The 18,875-nt window shown below is 64.0% G+C and carries 25 protein-coding genes and 1 pseudogene; 15 read left to right on the plus strand and 11 right to left on the minus strand.

What is annotated here, in order from left to right:
- Positions 1–113 precede the first annotated feature (113 nt).
- Positions 114–488 (plus strand): GNAT family N-acetyltransferase, encoded by a 375-nt coding sequence (locus HOY34_RS18230; RefSeq protein ID WP_366926981.1) that lies wholly within the window; start codon positions 114–116, stop codon positions 486–488.
- A gap of 181 nt (positions 489–669) precedes the next feature.
- Here HOY34_RS18230 and HOY34_RS18235 read toward each other — a convergent pair whose 3' ends face one another.
- Positions 670–852 (minus strand): DUF736 domain-containing protein, encoded by a 183-nt coding sequence (locus HOY34_RS18235; protein ID WP_436645229.1) that lies wholly within the window; start codon positions 850–852, stop codon positions 670–672.
- Positions 853–1,048: 196 nt separating this feature from the next.
- Between HOY34_RS18235 and HOY34_RS18240 the strand changes: the two genes are divergently transcribed.
- The 6 genes from HOY34_RS18240 (at position 1,049) to HOY34_RS18265 (ending at position 3,878) form a co-directional block, all read left to right on the plus strand.
- Positions 1,049–1,303 carry an antitoxin gene (locus HOY34_RS18240; RefSeq protein ID WP_172365518.1) on the plus strand — a complete coding sequence of 85 codons (255 nt, stop codon included), beginning with the start codon at positions 1,049–1,051 and terminating at the stop codon, positions 1,301–1,303.
- Entirely contained in the window at positions 1,300–1,608 is a 309-nt protein-coding gene (locus HOY34_RS18245; protein WP_172365520.1) for a type II toxin-antitoxin system RelE/ParE family toxin, read from the plus strand. Before HOY34_RS18240 ends, HOY34_RS18245 begins: the two co-directional genes overlap by 4 nt.
- Before the next feature lie 76 nt (positions 1,609–1,684).
- Positions 1,685–1,990 carry a putative quinol monooxygenase gene (locus tag HOY34_RS18250; protein ID WP_172365522.1) on the plus strand — a complete coding sequence of 102 codons (306 nt, stop codon included), beginning with the start codon at positions 1,685–1,687 and terminating at the stop codon, positions 1,988–1,990.
- 9 nt (positions 1,991–1,999) lie between these two features.
- Positions 2,000–2,806 (plus strand): AraC family transcriptional regulator, encoded by an 807-nt coding sequence (locus tag HOY34_RS18255; RefSeq protein WP_172365524.1) that lies wholly within the window; start codon positions 2,000–2,002, stop codon positions 2,804–2,806.
- 37 nt (positions 2,807–2,843) lie between these two features.
- Complete coding sequence (locus HOY34_RS18260) at positions 2,844–3,278, plus strand: DUF2000 domain-containing protein (protein WP_253944538.1); 435 nt, start codon at positions 2,844–2,846, stop codon at positions 3,276–3,278.
- 3 nt (positions 3,279–3,281) lie between these two features.
- Positions 3,282–3,878 (plus strand): LysE family translocator, encoded by a 597-nt coding sequence (locus HOY34_RS18265; RefSeq protein ID WP_172365526.1) that lies wholly within the window; start codon positions 3,282–3,284, stop codon positions 3,876–3,878.
- Between the two features lie 302 nt (positions 3,879–4,180).
- Here the strand turns inward: HOY34_RS18265 and HOY34_RS18270 are convergent, their stop codons facing one another.
- On the minus strand, positions 4,181–4,627 hold the full coding sequence (locus HOY34_RS18270; RefSeq protein WP_172365528.1) for a GNAT family N-acetyltransferase: 447 nt from the start codon (positions 4,625–4,627) through the stop codon (positions 4,181–4,183).
- Positions 4,624–5,049, minus strand: a complete 426-nt coding sequence (locus HOY34_RS18275) for a rhodanese-like domain-containing protein (RefSeq protein ID WP_253944539.1) — start codon at positions 5,047–5,049, stop codon at positions 4,624–4,626. The genes HOY34_RS18270 and HOY34_RS18275 overlap by 4 nt, the downstream gene beginning before the upstream one ends.
- A gap of 38 nt (positions 5,050–5,087) precedes the next feature.
- On the opposite strand from HOY34_RS18275, the gene ftrA reads away from it, so the two are divergent.
- A complete protein-coding gene (gene ftrA, locus HOY34_RS18280; protein ID WP_172365530.1) occupies positions 5,088–6,101 on the plus strand; it encodes a transcriptional regulator FtrA in 1,014 nt (337 codons plus the stop codon).
- Between the two features lie 56 nt (positions 6,102–6,157).
- Here the strand turns inward: ftrA and HOY34_RS18285 are convergent, their stop codons facing one another.
- The 6 genes and pseudogenes from HOY34_RS18285 to HOY34_RS18310 all read right to left on the minus strand — a co-directional run bounded on the left by HOY34_RS18285 (position 6,158) and on the right by HOY34_RS18310 (position 9,661).
- Entirely contained in the window at positions 6,158–6,721 is a 564-nt protein-coding gene (locus tag HOY34_RS18285) for a hypothetical protein (RefSeq protein ID WP_172365532.1), read from the minus strand.
- Positions 6,722–6,849: 128 nt separating this feature from the next.
- Positions 6,850–7,707, minus strand: coding sequence for a DUF7007 domain-containing protein (locus tag HOY34_RS18290; protein ID WP_172365534.1), 858 nt, complete (start codon positions 7,705–7,707; stop codon positions 6,850–6,852).
- Positions 7,704–8,141, minus strand: a complete 438-nt coding sequence (locus HOY34_RS18295) for a hypothetical protein (RefSeq protein ID WP_172365536.1) — start codon at positions 8,139–8,141, stop codon at positions 7,704–7,706. Before HOY34_RS18295 ends, HOY34_RS18290 begins: the two co-directional genes overlap by 4 nt.
- 283 nt (positions 8,142–8,424) lie before the next feature.
- Positions 8,425–8,784: pseudogene (locus HOY34_RS18300) on the minus strand (DUF6915 family protein); the annotation flags it as partial.
- Between the two features lie 11 nt (positions 8,785–8,795).
- Positions 8,796–9,281, minus strand: a complete 486-nt coding sequence (locus HOY34_RS18305; RefSeq protein WP_172365538.1) for a DUF6878 family protein — start codon at positions 9,279–9,281, stop codon at positions 8,796–8,798.
- A gap of 215 nt (positions 9,282–9,496) precedes the next feature.
- Complete coding sequence (locus HOY34_RS18310; protein ID WP_172365540.1) at positions 9,497–9,661, minus strand: hypothetical protein; 165 nt, start codon at positions 9,659–9,661, stop codon at positions 9,497–9,499.
- Positions 9,662–10,184: 523 nt separating this feature from the next.
- Here HOY34_RS18310 and HOY34_RS18315 point away from each other — a divergent pair.
- Positions 10,185–10,829 (plus strand): DUF6088 family protein, encoded by a 645-nt coding sequence (locus tag HOY34_RS18315; protein ID WP_216654829.1) that lies wholly within the window; start codon positions 10,185–10,187, stop codon positions 10,827–10,829.
- Positions 10,822–11,859, plus strand: coding sequence for a nucleotidyl transferase AbiEii/AbiGii toxin family protein (locus tag HOY34_RS18320; protein ID WP_172365542.1), 1,038 nt, complete (start codon positions 10,822–10,824; stop codon positions 11,857–11,859). The genes HOY34_RS18315 and HOY34_RS18320 overlap by 8 nt, the downstream gene beginning before the upstream one ends.
- Before the next feature lie 81 nt (positions 11,860–11,940).
- Here HOY34_RS18320 and HOY34_RS18325 read toward each other — a convergent pair whose 3' ends face one another.
- Entirely contained in the window at positions 11,941–12,264 is a 324-nt protein-coding gene (locus tag HOY34_RS18325; RefSeq protein ID WP_088216798.1) for a DUF736 domain-containing protein, read from the minus strand.
- A 678-nt stretch (positions 12,265–12,942) separates the two neighbouring features.
- Here HOY34_RS18325 and HOY34_RS18330 point away from each other — a divergent pair.
- Together HOY34_RS18330 and fabF are read left to right on the plus strand one after the other, a co-directional pair.
- Positions 12,943–13,362 carry a MarR family winged helix-turn-helix transcriptional regulator gene (locus HOY34_RS18330; RefSeq protein ID WP_172365544.1) on the plus strand — a complete coding sequence of 140 codons (420 nt, stop codon included), beginning with the start codon at positions 12,943–12,945 and terminating at the stop codon, positions 13,360–13,362.
- A gap of 75 nt (positions 13,363–13,437) precedes the next feature.
- Positions 13,438–14,709 carry a beta-ketoacyl-ACP synthase II gene (fabF, locus tag HOY34_RS18335; RefSeq protein ID WP_172365545.1) on the plus strand — a complete coding sequence of 424 codons (1,272 nt, stop codon included), beginning with the start codon at positions 13,438–13,440 and terminating at the stop codon, positions 14,707–14,709.
- A gap of 308 nt (positions 14,710–15,017) precedes the next feature.
- Here the strand turns inward: fabF and HOY34_RS18340 are convergent, their stop codons facing one another.
- Positions 15,018–17,177 carry a ParB/RepB/Spo0J family partition protein gene (locus tag HOY34_RS18340; protein ID WP_172365547.1) on the minus strand — a complete coding sequence of 720 codons (2,160 nt, stop codon included), beginning with the start codon at positions 17,175–17,177 and terminating at the stop codon, positions 15,018–15,020.
- A 236-nt stretch (positions 17,178–17,413) separates the two neighbouring features.
- Here HOY34_RS18340 and HOY34_RS18345 point away from each other — a divergent pair, with 236 nt between their 5' ends.
- The 3 genes from HOY34_RS18345 to HOY34_RS18355 all read left to right on the plus strand — a co-directional run bounded on the left by HOY34_RS18345 (position 17,414) and on the right by HOY34_RS18355 (position 18,865).
- Positions 17,414–17,863, plus strand: coding sequence for a universal stress protein (locus tag HOY34_RS18345; RefSeq protein WP_172365549.1), 450 nt, complete (start codon positions 17,414–17,416; stop codon positions 17,861–17,863).
- Between the two features lie 70 nt (positions 17,864–17,933).
- A complete protein-coding gene (locus tag HOY34_RS18350) occupies positions 17,934–18,212 on the plus strand; it encodes a hypothetical protein (protein ID WP_253944540.1) in 279 nt (92 codons plus the stop codon).
- Between the two features lie 146 nt (positions 18,213–18,358).
- On the plus strand, positions 18,359–18,865 hold the full coding sequence (locus HOY34_RS18355) for a hypothetical protein (RefSeq protein ID WP_172365551.1): 507 nt from the start codon (positions 18,359–18,361) through the stop codon (positions 18,863–18,865).
- Positions 18,866–18,875: the final 10 nt, after the last annotated feature.

Here is an 18,875-nt window from a genome sequence, read left to right on the forward strand (position 1 = left end):
GCAGCTGCAGTAAGAAAAAAGAAGGAGACACACCCAACCTTGACCCCAGCTTGAACCAAAATCCATAATCAGAGGTGGCTCACTTCTCGGTGACAAAACCGGCTCAGTTCCGCGTGAGATTCAACACCCATCCCTTCATTGGTGAGAAAAGGCTGACCGAGCAGCGCGGGCTCATCGAGCGGGAGTATTTGCCAAAGGCAGAGACTTCAGTCGCTTGCCTCGATGGAGATCCTGTTGGCTTCATCAGCCTTCTAGGGACCTTCATTGGCGGGATTTTCATCTCGCCAGACCGCCAGGGCCTTGGCGTTGGCCGCAAACTTATCGCTGATGCCTTGGCCCGAAAGGGGGAGCTTTCCCTTGAGGTCTACACTGAGAATGAGCAGGCCGTTCGCTTCTACAATCGCCTCGGTTTCCGCGAGGTTGCTCGCCGCGATGTCGACGATTTTGGCTTTCCGTTCCCGAATGCGACACTCAGGCAGAAGGCATGATAACAGGTCGGGTGGGGCTTCAATGCCTCGCCCGACCGCCCGCAATCCCCCCATAACGGTCTGCCGCGACGACCAGTTTGAAGGCCCTGGTCTTTCGCCCGGGGCCTTGTGGTTGGAGGGATCAGTCCCCCCTGCGGCCGTTGGGCCGCGACCAGATCGGGCTGTAGCCCTCGCCGTCCTCTTAAGCGAAGAGGCTCGCGAAGATTGGGTGCGCAAAGCTCGGATCGTCCAGCTTCAGGCCCAGATAGTCCCGGCCCTCGGTCGAGCGCTTCGGCCAGGCCGCGCCAATCTCCGCCCGGCCAACCAGGATCCCGTGCGAGGGCGCGTTCTCGCCCGTGGTCCGCAGGCCCGGGACGATGCGCACGCCCTTGGCCTGAACGCCTAAGGCGTGACGATTTCGCCGGTGTATTCGTTGCCGGTCTTCTTGAAGGTGCCGATGGTCGCCATTGAGGGCGCGGTGGGCGCCGGGCGAGGACAGGTTTAGCCCACGCAGGGCTGGGGGTGTCCTCCTGCATGCATATGTGCTAATGTGGGTATGTGGGAGATAGCGAGGTAATTGCGTGAGCCGCCTGACCATCGACATGACCGACCAGCAGCACCAAAGCCTCAAGGCGCTTGCCGCCATGCAGGGCAAGACGATCAAGCAATACGCGCTCGAACGGCTGTTCCCTGGCGACATCGACGCCGATCAGGCGTGGCAGGAGCTAAAGGCCCTGCTTGGGGATCGGATTGAATCCGGGCTGTCCGGTAAGGTCTCGGGCAAGAGCATCGACCAGATTCTCGATGAAGAACTTGCCGTGGGTGACGGTGCTTGACCTACGTCCTGACCGATGACGCGGAAGCCGACCTGCGCGGCATCGTCCGCTACACGCGGAAGGAATGGGGCGCGGCTCAGGTGCGCGCTTACGTTGCGAAGCTCAAAACGGGCATTGCCCGTGTTGCGGCCGGGCAGGGCGTGTTCAAGGAAATGGATACGCTCTATCCGGCACTGCGCATGGCTCGCTGCGAACATCACTATGTGTTTTGCCTACCGCGCGAGAACGCGCCCGCGCTGATCGTCGCGATACTCCATGAGCGCATGGACCTGATGGCGCGATTGGCCGACAGGCTCAATGATTAAGCGGCGATCCAGGGGCAGGATCGCGAAGAGGTCCTGCCTTGGGTTTCGGGGGTGTCATGAACAGAAGGGGAAGCCGATGCTGCAGGTCATTGCGCAGGATTTCATTCGGCCCGAAGCGGTCGGTATCGTCCGCCCGTTCTATGACGAGTTGGTCCGGCTGACCCGCAGGGAACCGCTGTGTATTAGCTATGAGCTGTTCGTGGATCAGAAGGACCCGGGCCATTTCATCTTTATCGAAACCTGGCCCGACCGCACGGCGCTGGACCAGCATTGCGCGACCGAGCATTTCCGCCGCCTGGTCCCGCAGATCAACGCCCACCAGCGGCAGAATGCCACGTTCATTCTGATGGACGATTTTGTCCCCGCTGGCGCAGCCGGGTAAGCCGCCGATATGTCCGCCAACCAATATCATCACCTTAGCTGGCATCACGGTATCGAACTGTTCGAGGCCGCTTTCAGCACGCAGACATTCAGCCGCCACGCACATGCGGGTTTTGCGATCGGCGCGATTGCCGAAGGGGCCGGAGGGTACGTTTGCCGCGGCGAAAGCATGGTGCTGCCAGCCGGCTCTCTGTCGCTGATGAACCCCGAAGAACCACATACGGGCCATGCCGCCGCAGGCCGGGTGCGCTACAACATGCTCTATGTTTCGGAAGCCGCCGTGCGCGAGGTGCTTGGCCTGCGCGATCTGCGCGGCTTTTCCGAGATCGCGCCGCAAGATCGCGGTTTCCAGCTTATGCGGGCCCTGGACGGCCTGGCCCGACAGTTGAACGGCCAGACCGGGCCGGACTGGCGGATGGGGGTCGAGGAAGCCGTGCATGAGGCTCTCGCCGGGGCCTTCGCCCGCCATGGCCGCGCCGAGCTTCGCCCGCCGGGGCAAGAGCCGCGCGCGCTCGCGGTGCTGCGAGAGCGTATCACCGCCGGTGTCGAGGCGGGGGAAAGCCTCACCCTTGATGATCTGGCAGCCGAGGCCGGGTTGCATCCGTCCTATCTGGTGCGCAGCATTGCCCGCGCGACCGGCATGACCCCCCATGCGCATGTGATCCACTACAGGGTTGTCTACGCCCGTCGCCTGTTGCTGGGCGGCGTGCCTGCTGCCGAGGCCGCCATCGCGGCGGGTTTCTGCGATCAGCCGCATCTCATCCGGCAGTTCCGCCGCCACTATGGCGTGACGCCCGGCGCGCTGATCCGGCATTAGAAAGGTCAATTTTGTCCAATCCTCGGCCGGATGATCCATGCCAGAGCGTTCCGAAAGAGGTGCGTTCTACATGTCGTTCAAGCCCGTCATCATCCTTGCCGAAGATTTGCCGCTCGGTCTCAAGACCAATTTCGCCGCCGTTCTCGGGATGAGCCTCGGCCAGTTGCGCCCGGAACTGGTCGGGGCCGAGACCCCCACGCAGGACGGCGTGACGCTTTCCGGCATCACCAGCGTTGCGCTGCCGGTTCTCGGCGCTCCTGCCGCCGATCTGCCGGCGCTGTTCCTTGCCGCCGAAGATTTGCCGATCCGGCTCACCTATATGCGCTCGGCGTTCGAGGCGCGGGATTATTCGGACTATACGGCCCGCATCGCCGCCGAGCCGCTGGCCGGTCACGCGCCGCAGGCGATTCTGCTTGGCGGTCCCCGCAAGGCGGTGAACCGGATTTGCGGCCGCCTGCCGCTGCTGCGCTGACCCATGCCGCCGTTCGAGACGCTTCTTGCCATGATTGGCTTCGCGCTGGCCGCTTCGGCCACGCCGGGACCCGTCAACATCGTCGGTGCGATGACCGGGGCGCGCTATGGTGCTGCGCGGGCGCTGGCCTTCGTCACCGGCGCCACCGCCAGTTTCCTCGTGCTGTTTCTTGCCTTCGGCACGGGCATGTTGGCAGGAACCGGCTGGATACTGATGCTCGCCCGGCCAATGACCGTGATCGGCAGCATCTATCTGCTCTGGATGGCCTGGGGCCTCGCACGCGATGACGGCATGGTCGAGCGCCAGGGCCTCGACCATACGCCGGGCTTCTGGTCGGGCGCACTGGTGCAGGGACTGAACCCCAAGGCATGGCTTGCGGTGTTTTCCTCGCTATCGACCTTCGTGCTGCCGCTCGCAAATCGCGGGACGGGGTTGATCGTGTTTGCCGTGCTGTTCGGCGCGATCTGCTGGCTATCGCTGGCACTATGGGCATGGGGCGGTGCCCGCGTTGGTCAAAGGAGGATGCGCCTGTTCAACCGGCTGATGGCGCTGGCGCTGGCCGTTTCAGTCGCATGGATGCTGGCCGGCACGTTCATGTGACCGCCTCTACTCCCTGCCTTTGTGGGCAAAATAGCATCCAGCAATCCCGGGCGGGCGGCCCTCACGCCAGACGCCTTGTCGTCGAACACCCGATCACAATCGGACTTACTCAGGGCAGCCCCCGCCGACTTTTCGATATGTGGCCCTCGCCGCCCTCGTCATCGAAAAGGTTCGCGAAGATCGGGTGCGAGAAGCTCGGACCGTTCGGCTTCAGGTCCAGACAGTCCCGACCCTCGGCCGGGCGCCAGGGCTGACGGCAAGAGGGACAGGGCAGGAAGCGCGATCAAAACCCGGCACGCACCTCAACGCCCCAGCGGCAGATGGAACCGGTGCTTCTGCACAGAGGTCGCGCCCATGCGGGTGTAGAACTGATGGGCATTCGCGTTCCAGAACGGCGTTTGCCATTCCAACCGCGCGGCGCCTGATGAAGCGGTGGCATCCGCCACCGCCTTGAACAGATGACGGGCTGTCCCCTGCCCCCGCTGCTCGGGCCTGACGTACAGACAATCCAGATGGCCGAACCGCTCGCCCGACCACAACGCATAGTCAAATGTCAGCGCCGCATAACCCGTCAGGCCCTCAGCCTCCGCAACCCAGATGAGCGAGGGCGGGGAGGGCATGGTCAGCAGCGCATCTAAATCGTCGGACGTGATGCTGGCCATACCGCGCTCAAAGGCGGCATGGTCGCGGATCAGGCCGAGAAGCTCCGGCGCGTCACCCGCTATGGCGCGCCGGACAAACGGGGTCACACTTCACCCATGGCAAGCTCGAACCCTTCATCCAGCCAGCCGGTGATGCCGCCGGCCATGATCTTGACCGGGCGGCCCAGCTCTGCCAGCCGCAGGGCGCCGCGCGCGGCGCCATTGCAGTGCGGGCCTGCGCAATAGGTCACGAACAGGGTGTCGTCCGGCCAGTCTGCCAGTTTGGAACGGATGATCTTGCCATGCGGCAGGTTGGTCGCCCCCGGCACATGGCCCTTGGCGAACATCGCCGGGCTGCGCACATCGAGCAGCACGAAATCGGCCCCCTTGGACAGCGCGTCATGCGTGTCCCAGCAATCGGTTTCAAAGCTGAACTCCGCGGCGAAATGCTCGCGCGCGATATCGCTGGGGGCGGCGGGAACTTGGGTGACTGCGGACTTCATGATGCACTCCTTCTGGCTCTTGCCCATATCTGGCGCCAGAGCGGCCAGCTTGCCAGATGGCATCAATGACAATATACGTAACCATTATGCCAAACACACAGCACGCCGCAACAACCGCCCCCGGCCCTCTGGTCGCAGCCCTGCTCTATGACGGGCTGTGCACCTTCGAATTCGGCATCACTGCCGAGGTTTTCGGGCTGTACCGGCCCGAAATGGGCCCGGGCTGGTATCGTTTTGTCAGCTGCGCCATCGAACCGGGGCCCTTGCGGGCGCATGGCGGGTTCACCATCACGCCAGACCGGGGCGATGACGCGCTTGATGAGGCCGACATCATTGTCGTTCCGGGCTGGAAGGGCGCGAATGTTCCGGTGCCGGAGGCTCTTTGCGCAAAGCTCCGCGCCGCACATGCCCGCGGGGCGCGGTTGATCTCGATCTGCTCTGGCGCCTTCGTGCTGGCGGCAACCGGCTTGCTCAATGGCCGGGTCGCCACGACCCATTGGCGCTATGCGACGGCGCTGCAGGACCGCCATCCCGAGCTGACGGTGGACGCCTCTGTGCTCTATCGGGCGGAGGGTCGGATCTTCACCTCGGCCGGCAGTGCGGCGGGGATTGATCTGCTGATCGCCACCGTGCGCGATGACTTCGGCTCTGAGGCCGCGAATTCCGTTGCACGGCGCCTGGTCGTGCCGGCCCATCGCACCGGCGGGCAGGCGCAATTTCTGGAACGTCCGGTTCCCGAGCGTCCAACGGGCGAGATCGCTCCCCTTCTTGACAAAGTCCGTGAAACTCTCGGTCAGGACTGGACCACGGCGACGATGGCCGCCGCCTCCGGCATGAGCCTGCGCACCTTCTTGCGCCGCTTTCACGAGGCCACCGGAGTCAGCCCGGGCCTGTGGCTGGTCTCTGAGCGGATCGAGGCGGCCAAGGCGCTGCTGACAAAACAGACTTTCGGCATTGATGTCATCGCCCATGCAGTGGGCTTCGGGTCCGGCCACGCACTGCGAAAACAGTTCCGCAAATCAACAGGACTGACACCGACGGAATACCGGTCGCGATTCCTCTACCATTCTGCTGGATGAGGCCACCGGCAGCAGTTCAGGGAAGCGATAGAACGTGATCTCGATGATCGACGGCTTCACGCGGCCCACCGCTGCAGAAGCGCCAAGTGTGCAGCATCGCGCCAGAACGGATCGACCAGGCGCCCTTCGGTCGCGGCCGCCCGCCGGCGCAAACCACTGGCTTCGGCATGTTTGCCCGAATCGGCGAGATGCTGCGCCTCCGTGCGTTGCCTGCAGGCCAACGCAACCACCGCCCGCACTTCAGCATCGCTTGCGACGGGCTGAACCCAGGTCACGCCACCATTCGAAACCTCGCCAGTCATCACGAGCCCCTGAGCGGCATCAATCACCGCGATCAGCTGTGGCGTGAAGCCGAGCGCGGGATCATCGCCACAGGTAATGTCGCCGCTTCCAAGGCGCGTTGACACCAGCATCATCGCGTCCACGAGGCTGTCACAGGTGCCGAGACAGACGAAACGCTCGAAGGCCCACTGAGCAAGATCCGGATCGAGATAGCGCGCCTCACCGGAACAGGTGACAGTCAGAGGAGTGCGCTGCGCCAATTGAAGCCGCGCAAGAGCCTGGCTGATCAGCACCCGTCCGGCGGATCGAAACCCTTCAGTTGAGCCAGAATAGGGCATCGCGGTATCTCCACGACGAGCAGCGGAAGCCTCTCTCCCACCTCAAGACCCGTCGCTTTACCCCGCCCCCACCTCTCCCTCCGGGCCGCGCACCAGGCGCGCGCGGCCGAGATCATCAGAACCGACAGTCAATCATCGCCATCGGTCAGAACTTGATGCCGCGTGGGATCGACGACGAACCCGAACAGACCGGGTTCATACTCAGCCGACGGGATGAGGAAGCGGCGGCGCTCGACGCCCGGTCCGCGTTGCCCGCCCGGTGTCGCGGTCGTTTCCACGAAACCGGAAAATCGATCCGAACTGACCGCCGCGATCACGATCCAGTCCCCGGCATGCTGACGCTCGAAGATCTGGCGATCCCGCTCCCGGGATTCGCCGGACTGAAGGGCGCGACCATGAATAGCCTCCCAGGCCTCTGGCCAGTGATTGCGCAGCGTCTCGTCGGCCAGCCGTTGTTCATAACCTGTGAAGAGATCCGGAAAAGCCTGCGCTACCGCCGCCCATTCGGCGTCTTCCTCGTAGAACCCAGAGGAGGATCGCAGCAGCGGATGCACGCGGTCGTTCTGCTCAGCCGCAAGCTGGAACCCGCCATGCCCGACCGTGGAATGGCAGAGGACGCCTTCTCCATAGATCATCGCGCTCTGTGATGGCCCCCATGGCGTATAGGCCCGAGAGCCAACCTCACGCCGCCCGAGTGCCGCACGCTCACGCTGGTGTTCGGCATTCTCGGCGACCAGCGCCCGAAACGCAGCCTCGTCGGCCACATCACCGGAATGACCGTAGAAGTCACCACGTCGCCAAGTGTCGAGCGGGCGAGAAAGCCGCCAGCCCGTCGCCAGGAAATGCCGCCCTTGACGGGTCGGCACCATGGCGAAGGCAGTGCCACCAACACGGGCGACGAGCAGGTCGTCGGCGCTGCGCCCAAACTCGATAACGGGGAGCGGCCGGGAGGGAGAAGCGGGGGTGATCGGAACCGTGGTGTTCATTCTGCTACCGCCTCCACCGCGTCGATGTACTCGCCATTCAGAACGGCGGTCAGCCATTCATGTGTGCTGATCCAGCCGATGCTCTTGCGTGCGCCAAGGTCGATGACATGCGCCCCGCCACCGAAAGCCTCGACCCTGGGGCGAGAACAGGTATTGGCATAGTCGAACCCCCAGAGGCCGGTGAGGTTCAGCTCTTCGGCAAGGCGCAGCACGAAGTTGATGACGCCCTCGACGTCGCCCTGATCATCATCATGGATCCAGAGTTGCGAGCCGCTCGGCCCGTCTTGCTGGACGAGATCGAAGCCGTTGAACGCAAGCTCGTCGGCATCCGCCTCTTCGGCGCGCAGGCGGAGGAACAGTGCCATCGCCTTGGCGGCATTCTCAGGCGAACCCGCATCGAGCAGACAGGAAAAGTGCGTGTAATAGTCAGCCATGACAGGCTCCTTGTCAGAAATGGAAAACCCGGCACGAGGCCGGGACTGGTCGGGATTGGACTGAAGGAAAGGGTCAGGTTCCCGGGGATCTGGGAGAGCCTTGCGACGCTGCCGCCGCATGGGCGGCCAGCATCTGGCGGTAGAAGCGCCGCCGGGCGAGCCTGAGGCCGGGATCCATGCGGATAGTGGAATGGAACGCATGTGCAGCGGCGCGCAGAACCGTGAACGCGGTGGCATCAGCGGTCAGGCCGAGAAGGGAGCAGAACGGATCAGGGGCCGGTGTTGGTGCCACAGGCAAAGGCTCGACCTCCGCCTCGATTTTCGGCGTGCGCCCCATCCAGGGTTCAGGACGGATCGCCCGCGCCCAATCGGCGAAGCTCGGGATATGGCCGAGATCCTCGCGGACATGCTGTTCGCCAACCCATCGCGTCGGGATCACCCGGCCCGAGGAGAGCGCCAGCGTTTTGCCGAACACCGTCTCCATGAGAAAGATGCCTTCGGCATGGTGGCGCAGCGCGCGATGCCGAAAGTCGGACAGGATCAGTTTCGAGGTATCGAACCAGCTATGCAGGTCGATGAAGTCGTCCACTGTGCCGCCCCATTTCTTCACCGAGGACAGGGCGTGATGATAGGGATGTGCCATGTTCCCAGCCCTCAGAACGTGTGGTTGAATTGCTCGGACGAGGTGAACCGTTCGTTGTAGTCGAGCAGGATCGTCCCGGCCTCGGCGTCGAAATGGAACTCCCCGAAAGCGCCATCGCAGTTCTCCCAGCCGCCATGGCAGTCGGAGAGGAGGTCATACGCCAAAGTCTCGACGGCCTCCGAGAGCGACATGCTGCTGGTCGAAATCTCGCTGATGCCCCAGCTGACCTGTGCGAGCGTGATTTCCGTGTCCGGCATCGGCACCGCGGTATCGCCGCAGCGGGCGTCGATGTCTTCGACCTGCCCGCTGTCGCCGGCACCATCGAAGGTGACGATGATCTCGGTGATCCCGGCAGCGCGCATGGCCGCGAACAGGGTCTCCTTGTTCGCGGCCATTGCCGTGGTGCTGAGCGTCTGATGCGCCAAGCGCGAGGCATCAAATTGCGCCATGGCGGCCGCCAGGCTGACTTCCGGGGTGGCTGCAATCTCTTGAGTCATGGGACTTCTCCTGAGAGCGAGTGGACAGGTGAAGCCGACCGGCGCGCTCTCTGGGACCGGAAGGCTCGCCCTTCCCGGATCCCTCCTCGACCTCTCCCGTGCCGGGCCCCGTCCGGCTCGTTTGCACGGCGCGCGCCAGCGTTGGCGCGGACGCCCCGGTGGACGGCGCGGCCCGCCGCGCAGGCCCCCCGAAGGGGGTGAGGCGCTTGCGCGCCTCACTGCCACGGGTCGATCTCGAGGGCGATGAGGGTCTCATCGCCATCATATTCATCGGCGGGCATGGCGGCATGGCTGCCATCGCCGGCCTGAAACACGACAATCGAGACCATCAGCGTAGCGGCGAGGCTGGCAGCGTATGCGGTGGCATCCTTCTTGGACATGGGACTGGCTCCTGTCTTTGGAGACGAGGGACCATCCCCCGCTCAACAGGCGCCCGAAGTGTCTGACCGGATCTGCAATCACCCGAGGGCGTTCGGGCCTCTTGCCCGAATCCCCGAGGGCGGCACGCAAAGCGTCAAGCCGACCCTTTACGGGTTGATTTCAAAGAAACGGATCGGACCAAGGTTTGCGAATGGAAGCGGGGATGGGGCTTTGGCTCTGACAGGGGCCGTGTCCAGTGACGGGATGCCTCCGCTGCCGCCGGCCTTGGCGCTTCGCTGATCAAGGTTGCCGACTTTCTTCAGGCCAGATCGGAGATCTGCACCGCGCCGGCAATGAATAGGGTGGTTTACAGCGGATCCCTGACTGACCCCTGGCACACGGCGTAAGCGCCGAGCCCGGACGGCCGAACACACCCGCTCGCTACCGCTGTCCGCAACTGCGACAATCTCGGTCTGAACAAGAGTCAGGGCGCGGTAGATCGCGCACTTGATTGGAAGAAAAACATAGCCTATTTTCTGACACATGAAGACGGCATCCGCCTCTGTTCCCGATCGGATCATGAAGCGTGTCCGCGCAAGCGGACGCGGCAGCGTCTTCACGCCCAGCGACTTTCTGGACGTGGCAGCCCGTGGCGCAGTGGATCAGGCGCTTTCGCGGCTGGCCAAGACCGGAGACCTCCGGCGTCTCGCCCGCGGCCTCTATGACTTCCCCAAGATCCATCCGAAGCTCGGTGCCCTGGCCCCCTTGCCCGACAATGTGGCCAAAGCCCTCGCTCGCGAAACAGGATCAAACCTGCAGATTGATGGTCCGCAAGCTGCCAATACGCTCGGCCTCTCGACGCAGGTCGCGGCGCAGAGCCGTTGGCTGACGGATGGGCCTTCGCGCCGTGTTGTGCTCGGGAAGCGGGTGATCGATCTTCGCCATACGTCGCCCAAACATTTGATTGCCCCCGGCAGCCCGGCCGGAACGGTCGTTCAGGCCCTGCGCCATGTAGGTGCTGCACGGGCCTCTGACGTGATGCACGCGGCCAGCCGTCACCTCTCGGCCAGCGACAAGAAGCTTCTCGCCAGGAATGCGACGCAGGCACCGGCGTGGATGCGGGCAACCCTGCTCTCGATTGCCGACCCAAAACCTTCAGGGTCCGGCGCGGGAGCCGCTCTTGGATAAGGTTGCCCGCCTGTCGGCCGCGGACCGTGCCGCACTCTTTGGCGAAACCGCCGCCGGTCGCGGTGTCGCCAACACGATTATCGAGAAGGACTTCTGGGTTTGCTGGACCCTGCGGCGGGTTTTCTCGCTTCCGCCCGGGGAAACCGCATCGCTGGTGTTCAAAGGCGGCACCTCGCTGTCCAAGGCCTATGACGCGATCCATCGGTTCTCCGAGGATATCGACCTGTCCTTTGACCGGGCAGAACTGGGCTATGGCGGCGAACGGGACCCCGAGCAGGCGGGGCTTGGAAAGAACAAAGCGGCGAGGTTGATCGCGGATCTGGTAACGGATGTCGAAATGCATGTTGCGGAGCGACTGCTTCCAGCGCTGCAAACAGAATTCGCGCGCCATCTGGGTGATCCCGCCGATGGTGGCTGGTCGCTCGAGATAGACCCGAATGACGCGCAGACCGTGAATTTGCATTATCCGCCTGCCTTCGGCGGCACGGATTATGCGGGCATGTCCTACATCACCCCCCGCGTGAAGCTCGAATTCGGGGCGCGTGGAGACCCATGGCCAACTGAGGAGAAGGTGATCCGGCCCTATGCGGCTGAGGATTACCCTGACTTCTTCGACGAGCCTGACACGAAGGTCACCGTCCTGTCTGCCCGGCGCACCTTCTGGGAAAAGGCGACCGCACTCCATGCCGAGGCGCATCGCCCTGTCGGATCGCCGACACCTCAGTATTTCTCCCGACATTTCTATGATCTGGCGATGCTGCTCGAGACCGAAGAAGGAGCCGCTGCATCGCGGGACTTCGAGCTTCTGGCGCAGGTGGCGCACCACAAGGCCATCTTCTTCCGTTCGGCATGGGCAAGCTATGATCTGGCCAAGCCCGGCACGTTGCGGCTTCTGCCTGGCGAGGACCGGGTCAAGGATCTGCGGACGGACTACAAGGCCATGGCGCCCATGATGTTCGATACGAAGCCGCCGAGTTTCGATGACATCCTCGCCCACATCCGGCGTTTTGAGGATGACGTGAACGCCTGATCCGAGATCCGCCCGAGGGCCTTTCCGCGCTGGCGAGGCCAAAGGCCCCGGTCTTTCGACCGGGGCCTTTGGTTGGCGGGATCAATCCCCCCGGTTGCCGTTGGGGCGCGACCAGATCAGGCTGTAGCCCTCGCCGTCCTCGTCATCGAAGAGGTTCGCGAAGATCGGGTGCGAGAAGCTCGGATCGTCCAGCTTCAGGCCCAGATAGTCCCGGCCCTCGTTCGAGCGCTTCGACCAGGCGGCGCCGATCTCCGCGCGGCCCACCAGGATCCGGTGCGTCGGGGCCTTGTCGCCCGTGGCCCGCAGGTCGGGGACGATGCGCACGCCCTTGGCCTGCACGCTCAGGGTGACGATTTCGCCGGTGTATTCGTTGCCGGTCTTCTTGAAGGTGCCGATGGTCGCCATTGTCTGTCTCCATTCTCTCGTGTTCGGGCCCGCTCCAGTGCGGCCTCGATGGCGATCGACAGGCCGAGGACGACGACCGGCGCAGTCCCGCCCGGGACCCTGACAGCACAGGCAGGGCTTTCTTGCCTCGCGAGGAATGGGCGAAGCCCAGGGGAAGAAAGTTCAACGACGCTGTTGCGCCGAGACGTCGAAGCGCGGCTTCCGCGCTGGTCTTCGGCCAGATCAGCCCATCACAGAGGACGCATGCGAGCGGTCCCGTCACTCCCCGGAGAGACAGGAGACAGCGGCGATCCTGAAGGAACCGGCAGGAAGACCCGACAGGCAACCACCGGCGATGATCACCCAGGCTGCGAACAGGCCAGTGCGCACCCTTCCCCGCCGACCTGCCGCCACGGGCAAGGCGCTGCACCAGATCGGATACTGGCTGGGCCACCGGATCGGCACCTGCCGCCCGAGCGCTCGACCGGGACGAGGGACAGGGCAGGAAGCGCGATCAGAGCGCGCCACCGATCCGCGAGACCCACGATCAAAGAGGCCGGAAGGAGAGAAGGACTGATCCCTTCACCGCTAGGCCACCGGGGGGAAAGACGCCAGCCAATGGCCAAGATCGAAAGACCGGGGTGACCGCTTACCCTTCAGTTCTTGACGGCGAACCGGCCCCTGCGCATGGTCCGCGGCATGGAAAGCTCAGACAATTTCTCGACGTGCCTCGTGCTCAACACGGTCTCGGCAGCCCGCATCCTTTTGCGGCGCTATGACCAGCGGCTGAAGATACATGGGGTGACCGTGCAGCAGTTCGCCCTGCTCTCTGCCATCCGGTTCCACCCCTCCTCGCCGGTCGCATCCTTTGCGCAGAAGGTGGCGCTCGATCGCACAAGCCTGACGCGAAGCCTGGATCTGCTTGAGAGAAAAGGCCTAGTGCGCCGGTTGTCAGGAAGCGGGAATGCGCGGCTTTGCGCCTTGTCCGAGATCGGCGACCGGCTGCTTGATACACTGCGCGGTGAATGGCAGGCGGCGCAGAGTGAACTGCTTTCCCGCGTGTCAGCAGAGGAGGCCGCGACCTATCTGCAGGTCGCGCGCGCCCTTTCCGAGGAGTGATCGCACCACAAGTGGGTTGAGCGCGGACCGTGTTGTGTATATGCACAGTGCAAATACACACAAAGGACACCCATCATGCAGGATCCGATTGTCGTCACTGGTCTTGGGGCGGTCACACCGCTTGCCGCGGGAGTCGAGGCCAGTTGGCGGCGCCTGCTGGCCGGTGAAAGCGGCATCCGCCTGAATGACCGCTTCGACACGGACGGCTGGAAGTGCCGCATCGCAGGCCTCGTGCCTTTCAAAGCCGAAGCTAAGGATGGCTTTGACCCCGAGGCCGCGATGTCGCCGCAAGAGCTGCGCAAGACTGACCTCTTCATCCATTACGCCATGGCGGCCGCCGATGAGGCGCTGCGTCAGGCCGGGTGGCATCCGCAGGATCAGGCCGCGCGTGCCCGCACGGCTACCCTGATCGGCACCGGGGTCGGTGGCGTGCCCGCCATTACCGGCGCTACAGATACCATCCGCACCGCAGGCGTCCGCCGCCTGTCGCCCTTCGTCGTGCCGTCTTTCCTTCCGAACCTCGCGGCGGGCCAGATCTCGATCCGCTATGGCTTTAACGGGCCTTCGGGCGCGCCGGTCACCGCCTGCGCGGCTTCGGCCCAGGCCATCGGCGATGCGATGAGGCTGATCCGCAATGGCGAGGCCGATATCGCGCTCTGCGGCGGGGCAGAGGCCTGTGTCGATCCGGTCGCCATCGGCGGCTTCACGGCGGCGCGAGCGCTGTCTTTCGGCTTCAACGATGACCCGGCTCAGGCATCGCGCCCTTTCGATGCGGCGCATGAGGGTTTTGTGCTGTCAGAGGGCGCGGCAATGCTGGTGATCGAGCGGCTGAGCCATGCGCAAAAGCGCGGCGCGAAGCCGCTTGCCGTGCTGTCGGGTTATGGCACCACCACGGACGCCCATCACGTCACTGCCGGTTGGGCGGACGGACGCGAGGCCGCGCGTGCAATGGACATGGCGCTGTCGATGGCAGGAGTCGCCCCTGCTGAGGTCGGCTACGTGAATGCCCATGCCACCTCGACCCCGGTCGGCGACGCGGCGGAGCTGTCGGCGCTGACCAAAGTATTCGGTGCGCAGGGCGGCAGGGTGCCGGTCAGTTCGACGAAATCGGCAACCGGACATATGCTGGGGGCTGCAGGGGCGGTGGAGGCGGTCTTCTCGGTGCTGGCGCTGCGCGATCAGGTGCTGCCTGCAGGGTTGAACATCACCGATCCTGCGGAGGAGGCGGAGGGGTTCGATCTGGTGCGCGGTGCCGTGCGCAGCGCCGAGGTGAACCACGTCCTGTCAAATGCCTTCGGCTTTGGCGGCGTGAACGCGGCACTGGTCTTCAGCCGAGCCGGGGCCTGATATCACCCAGCTCGGTCCTGCGAGGATTCCCGCAACGGCCGAACGCTCCCTAAGCTGATCTAACCAGAATATACACAAGTCTTCGGCCCAAGGGGGCATAGCTTCAACGGCAACAGAAGTGCCATCCCGGGGCTCCTCCCAGGGCAAGCACCGCTCTTCGGGCGGGTTACTGCGATCTTCGGTGAAGATCGTGTCGATATCGATCGAACGCGACATGGTGACGTGCTCCAAAAGAAAAGCCCGGTCACGAGGACCGGGCAGGCTGGATTGAGAGGGTGCAGGGCGGCCGAAGCCGCCCCACGTGAAGATCATTCAGCAGCGATGCTTTGCGCAGACATCTGCTCCTCGTCTTCGGCGGGCTCATCGTCCTCGCCGTCACCCGTAAGGAAGTCAGGCAAGGTTTCCGCTTCAACACTGCCGGTATCCGCCGCTTCTGCGATGTCATCCTGGGCGTCCATCCTCAGCGGCTCCGGCAGCCAGCCACTGCCTGCCAGCAGCCGTTCGGCCTCCGTTGCCATCTCGCCCTTCTTCAGATGGCCGATGAGTTCCACCGCCTGTTCGCCCACTCCTTCACGCACCGCCTCGAGGATGCGCGCCTTGGTCACGCGGCCGAGGTAATTGGCAACCGTCGGTTTCCAGCCGGACTCGACAAGATCGAGACCGGTCACGCGCGCGAGGCGATCGGCCTCATGCATGCGCCGGTCCAGGCCATGCTGGCTGATGCCATTGCCGCTATAAGGGTTGGGACGCTCGTAGAGCGCGTTGACCCCGAAGCTGAGGCAATGTGCCAGCAGCGCCTGGCGGCTCGCCTCGTCCAGAGCGTGCAGCCAGCCCCAGAGCCGATCGGCGCCATCATCGAGCGGGATATCCGCCCGCCATGCCGCATGGCGCTCGTCGATGGCCTGCGCCGGGATCGAGTCGCCAAGGTCAGGAGCCTGCACCGACAGATGCACTTCGCTGACGCGGGCCTGCAGCGCATTACCCGAACTGCGGATGCCGAAGCAGTCTAGCACCAGCCGGTGCAACAGCGCGGTCATCGCAATGCGCGGGTTGTTGGCCACGGCATCGCGCAGCGCGAGGGTCCGATGCGCCGTCAGTTCGATCACCAGGCGTTCAGGCAGCGGTTTGATCGCCTCACCCTCGTCTTCCTCCTCTTCGGGTGCTGTGGCCGGCTCGCCCCCGAGGGTGATCACCGTGCGCTGATGATGGGCCTCCGGCTCAGCGCGTTGCAGCACTTCGCCTGTCTCGGGATCGACGATCTCGGGCTCCGGTTCCAACGGTGCTTCATCCTCGGCCCGAACATAGCCGCGCTCGATCAGCAACGTGCCATCGACATCGAGGCTGATGAAGACCCCGGCCCGCGCCATCTGCGCCGGATCGTAGATCATCGGCCGCATCTCGAAGGCGCCGAGGGTCTTCTCGATCTCGCCCAGCCGGGAATCAACCTCATCGGGATATTCGTCCGCCTGCGAATACTCGGCCTCGAGCTGGTCGTATTCGTCGCGCAGCGCCTCGCGGGTGGCACGCTCATCTTCGGTCAGGTCGACCGTAGTGCCGATCAGCTGCCGCATGCCATAAGCGTGGCTATAGGGGAAGCTGACCGCGACCTCGATCCATTTCCAGCCCTCGGCGGCGATGGCCTCGGCCTCGGTCTTCAGCTTCTCGTTCACCAGCCGCTCGAGCAGCGCCGGATCCTGCAGCCAGCCGCCATCGTCCTGCTGGAAGAGGTCGCGCAGCATATAGCCGCCCGCCGCCTCATAGGCCGCGATGCCGACGAAGGTGACGCGCTTGTCGGAGGCCCGCACCGTGGTCTCGGTCAGCAGGCGCCGGATCTGATAGGGCTCCTTCGACCAGCTGTCTTTCACCGCATCCCAGACCTGCACCTGGCGGTCATGATCCGAGGAGATGGTGAAGGCCATCAGCTGCTCGAGCGTCATGCCATCTTCGGCATAGATCTCGAGCATCGCCGGCGCGACCGAGACCAGCCGCAGGCGCTGTTTGACCACCTTGGAATCGACGAAGAAGGCGGCCGCAATGGCCTCCTCGGTCATGCCCTTCTCGCGCATCGCCTGGAAGGCGCGGAACTGGTCGACGGGATGCAGTGGCGCGCGTTCTATGTTCTCGGCGAGCGAGACCTCGTCAATCAGCACTTCGTCGGATGCGTCGGACACGATGCAAGGAACCGGTGCAGTCTTGGCGAGGCGCTTCTGCTTCACCAGCACTTCCAGCGCCCGGAAGCGGCGGCCACCGGCGGGCACCTCGAACAGGCCCGTCTCGGTGCCATCCTCACCCAGAACCGGGCGCACATGCAGGGACTGGATCAGACCGCGACGGGCGATGGACTCGGCCAGTTCATCGACCGAGATGCCAGCCTTGACGCGTCGGACGTTGGACTGGCTCAGCACCAACTTGTTGAAGGGGATGTCGCGCGAGGACGACAGGGTGATCTTCTGAACGGCAGTGGCCATGTCAGATACTCCGAGGACGGGCGCCGGCGAGACCCTCTCTCCGGCTACCAACCCGTCATGGAAACCCCCTCCCCTCTCTCCCTCTTCTGCCCGCCGGATCGGTAACGCCTGAGAGCATGATGACCGTCTCGAGCATTGATTTGTCCCGGATTTCCTTGGCCGGAAGTCTGACCTGTGCAACAACAAGACGATCCCGCCATGCGCCAGATCTTCCCTGTCAGCCAAAAGGAATGGTCATGTATCATCACATCCTGATTTCCACCGATGGATCGGAAACCGCCACCAAGGGCCTCGACCACGGATTGACGCTGGCCAAGACCCTCAGTGCGAAAGTGACCATCGTGACCGTGACGGAAGCCTTCCCGGTCTATGCGGCGGCTGCCGGTGGTGCATGGGTTGCCCCCATCGAGGTCAGCGGTGGGTTCGAGGAAAGCCAGAAGGAACTGGCAGATGGCATCCTGAAGACCGCGAAGGAAGCGGCGGACAAGATCGGCGTGGTGGCCGAGGTTCTTCACGTCCCGAATGCCCAGCCTGCCGAGGCGATTGTCGAAACGGCGAAAGCGCGGGATTGCAGCCTGATCTGCATGTCCTCGCACGGCCGACGGGGTCTCGGGCGTCTGCTACTCGGCAGCCAGACCGCAGAAGTGCTGGCGCATAGCCCGGTGCCGGTGCTGGTCGTCCGCTGAGGGCGAGTTGATATGCCTGCGCTGCGAGATGACCTGATGCCTGACACGCCGCCATCTCCGGAGCCGTGCGTTGTCCGACGATGACCTGCCATATTCATGGCTCGACCTTCTGCGCGAGGCTGAGGGTCGGCCAGAAAGTACCCTGTCCCTGATCGGCCCCGAAGCGGATCCGGAGACCGAGCAGGTTGCCGAGCGCCTGACGGATCGCGGGCTGTTCCGGGTGGTGAGCGCGAAACGCTACCAGCTGACTGATGCGGGGCGCGAAGCACTTGCCCGGTCGCCCCGGTCAAAGCTACGCAACATCACCAGCAAAAGAGGCTGGTTCAGCAGGCTGTTGTCCCGTCGGTAATGCCGTGCGTGCAGACAAGGCGACATACCCTTGGGCGGCATCCCGCCCAAGGATCACCGCAGATCCTTGCGAGCAGAAGACGTGCGCCCTACCTCCTGGTCGGACGAAGATGCCAGCGACAACAAGAACATATGGGCATGCTGACAATGCGCTATCTGCTTGCATATTACTCCGGGACCACCAGCCAATGGCGGTGCCTCGACACCGATCTGCTGCCGCAGCAGATCGACAGAGCCGAAGATCTGCCAGCGGCGCTGGAAAACGCACCGATGATCGCGCTTTCCTGGATGTTGGAGCGCCGCGCATTTGGCAGCTATCAGGCGGCCGGAGCCGGCAAGAACGATGCATGTGTGATGGTCTATGAACTGGAACCATCGGCCGCGTCACCCCTCGGCAATGGCAATGACTATGTCGGCCCCTGGCTGGAAATGTTCATGCAGGCGAACGAGCCGATCGGAACAATCGCCCTCGCGGCAAGAAAGCCGATACCAGAAGAGCCAACTATCAGCGCACTCCGGCAACTGGCGAGCACCCCGCTGCAAGCCACAGATGAGGCATGCCAGCAGACCATGGACCGCATACGTGATTACGCTCCGTCTGCGGCAGAACACGCCGACGCCACGCCAGCAGCAAAGAAGCAGGAAACGGCTTGAACAGCCGAGT

Origin of the sequence: Pseudogemmobacter hezensis, assembly GCF_013155295.1 — a bacterium.
In the GTDB taxonomy this organism is placed as follows: domain Bacteria; phylum Pseudomonadota; class Alphaproteobacteria; order Rhodobacterales; family Rhodobacteraceae; genus Pseudogemmobacter; species Pseudogemmobacter hezensis.

Excerpts from the sequence above, each read along its gene's own strand:
- HOY34_RS18285 (WP_172365532.1), bottom strand. The coding sequence starts at position 6,721 with ATGCCCTATTCTGGCTCAACTGAAGGGTTTCGATCCGCCGGACGGGTG.
- HOY34_RS18345 (WP_172365549.1), top strand. The coding sequence starts at position 17,414 with ATGTATCATCACATCCTGATTTCCACCGATGGATCGGAAACCGCCACC.
- HOY34_RS18330 (WP_172365544.1), top strand. The coding sequence starts at position 12,943 with ATGGAAAGCTCAGACAATTTCTCGACGTGCCTCGTGCTCAACACGGTC.
- HOY34_RS18250 (WP_172365522.1), top strand. The coding sequence starts at position 1,685 with ATGCTGCAGGTCATTGCGCAGGATTTCATTCGGCCCGAAGCGGTCGGT.
- HOY34_RS18255 (WP_172365524.1), top strand. The coding sequence starts at position 2,000 with ATGTCCGCCAACCAATATCATCACCTTAGCTGGCATCACGGTATCGAA.
- HOY34_RS18325 (WP_088216798.1), bottom strand. The coding sequence starts at position 12,264 with ATGGCGACCATCGGCACCTTCAAGAAGACCGGCAACGAATACACCGGC.
- HOY34_RS18305 (WP_172365538.1), bottom strand. The coding sequence starts at position 9,281 with ATGACTCAAGAGATTGCAGCCACCCCGGAAGTCAGCCTGGCGGCCGCC.
- HOY34_RS18310 (WP_172365540.1), bottom strand. The coding sequence starts at position 9,661 with ATGTCCAAGAAGGATGCCACCGCATACGCTGCCAGCCTCGCCGCTACG.
- HOY34_RS18315 (WP_216654829.1), top strand. The coding sequence starts at position 10,185 with ATGAAGACGGCATCCGCCTCTGTTCCCGATCGGATCATGAAGCGTGTC.
- HOY34_RS18260 (WP_253944538.1), top strand. The coding sequence starts at position 2,844 with ATGCCAGAGCGTTCCGAAAGAGGTGCGTTCTACATGTCGTTCAAGCCC.
- HOY34_RS18295 (WP_172365536.1), bottom strand. The coding sequence starts at position 8,141 with ATGGCTGACTATTACACGCACTTTTCCTGTCTGCTCGATGCGGGTTCG.
- HOY34_RS18290 (WP_172365534.1), bottom strand. The coding sequence starts at position 7,707 with ATGAACACCACGGTTCCGATCACCCCCGCTTCTCCCTCCCGGCCGCTC.
- HOY34_RS18355 (WP_172365551.1), top strand. The coding sequence starts at position 18,359 with ATGCGCTATCTGCTTGCATATTACTCCGGGACCACCAGCCAATGGCGG.
- HOY34_RS18265 (WP_172365526.1), top strand. The coding sequence starts at position 3,282 with ATGCCGCCGTTCGAGACGCTTCTTGCCATGATTGGCTTCGCGCTGGCC.
- HOY34_RS18340 (WP_172365547.1), bottom strand. The coding sequence starts at position 17,177 with ATGGCCACTGCCGTTCAGAAGATCACCCTGTCGTCCTCGCGCGACATC.
- fabF (WP_172365545.1), top strand. The coding sequence starts at position 13,438 with ATGCAGGATCCGATTGTCGTCACTGGTCTTGGGGCGGTCACACCGCTT.
- HOY34_RS18275 (WP_253944539.1), bottom strand. The coding sequence starts at position 5,049 with ATGGGCAAGAGCCAGAAGGAGTGCATCATGAAGTCCGCAGTCACCCAA.
- ftrA (WP_172365530.1), top strand. The coding sequence starts at position 5,088 with ATGACAATATACGTAACCATTATGCCAAACACACAGCACGCCGCAACA.